The sequence below is a fragment of the Undibacterium sp. GW821-FHT07F11 genome (assembly GCF_059418665.1).
The window spans coordinates 2,000-3,153 of sequence record NZ_JBWKQH010000027.1; the positions used below are offsets into that span (position 1 = coordinate 2,000).

The following is a 1,154-nucleotide window of genomic DNA, read 5'->3' on the forward strand; positions in this document are numbered from 1 at the left end:
CAGTTGGACATCATCGCCACGGCTGAGGGCAAACTTACACCGCAAACTCTGGTCAAGATCGTGCAACCCGCAGAAGCAGGTGTACTTAAGGAAATCCTGGTACAAGAAGGTGACAGCGTCAAAGCCGGACAAGTCCTGGCCAGGCTCGACACCACCCTTGCCAGTGCTGACAAAACCAGCATCAGCAGCGACCTCGCCAGCCAGCAGCTGCAAGTACGCCGCATAGAAGCAGAACTCGCCAACCAGCCCATGCTCATCAAGGCAGGGGACGATGCCACCCGCTTTGCCCAGGTACAAAGCCAGTACCACGCCCACCGCAAAGCCTACCTCGACAGCATCGATCAAGAAAGATCAATGCTCAGCAGGGCCGAGCATGAACGCAAAAGCGCCACAGAAATTTTAAGCAAGCTAGAACAAACCCTGCCCACTTATAAAAAAACCGCAGACGCCTACAGCAAGCTGGAAAAAGAAGGCTATGTCGGCAACCTCGCCAGCGCCGACAAACAACGCGAAGCACTAGAGAAATCCAAAGACCTTGATGCCCAGCACGCCAGCGTTGCCGCACTCAATGCCACCATCGATGCCCAACAAAAAAAGCTCAGCCAGATCCAGAGCAACTACCAGTCTGAATTGCAAAAAGAACTGGCCGACATCCGCGCAAGAATAGCCCAGCTCCAGCCCACACTGGACAAAAGCAATTACAAAGAAGGCCTGATGGAACTCAAAGCCCCGCAAGACGGCATCATCAAAGACCTCGCCACGACAACTCCCGGTGCAGTAGTGCAGCCCGGCAGCGTAGTACTCACCCTCGTCCCCAAAGATGAACAACTGTATGCCGATGTACAAATCAAGAATGAAGATGTCGGCTTTGTACAGGTAGGGCAAGCAGCACAGATCAAACTGTCCGCTTACCCCTTCCAGCGTTACGGCATGCTCAAGGGCAAAGTGATACATGTCAGTGCAGATGCAACGGAAGTCAGCAAGCAAAACAGCAACCAAAGCACAGACAGCAACGCCAACGGCAGCAACAACACCAGCATCGCCACCTACAAAGCCAGGGTGCAACTGAACCAGCAAACGCTGATTGATGGACAAGGGAACAAGCTCAATACCACGCCTGGCATGCAGGTGGTGGCGGAGATTAATCAGGGTAA

General features: G+C 53.6%; 1 protein-coding gene. It reads left to right on the forward strand.

Features of this window, described 5'->3' with window-relative positions:
* Positions 1–1,154, forward strand: a 1,154-nt coding sequence (locus AC07OI_RS29760) for an HlyD family type I secretion periplasmic adaptor subunit (protein ID WP_495259663.1), incomplete at both ends; no start/stop codon positions are given.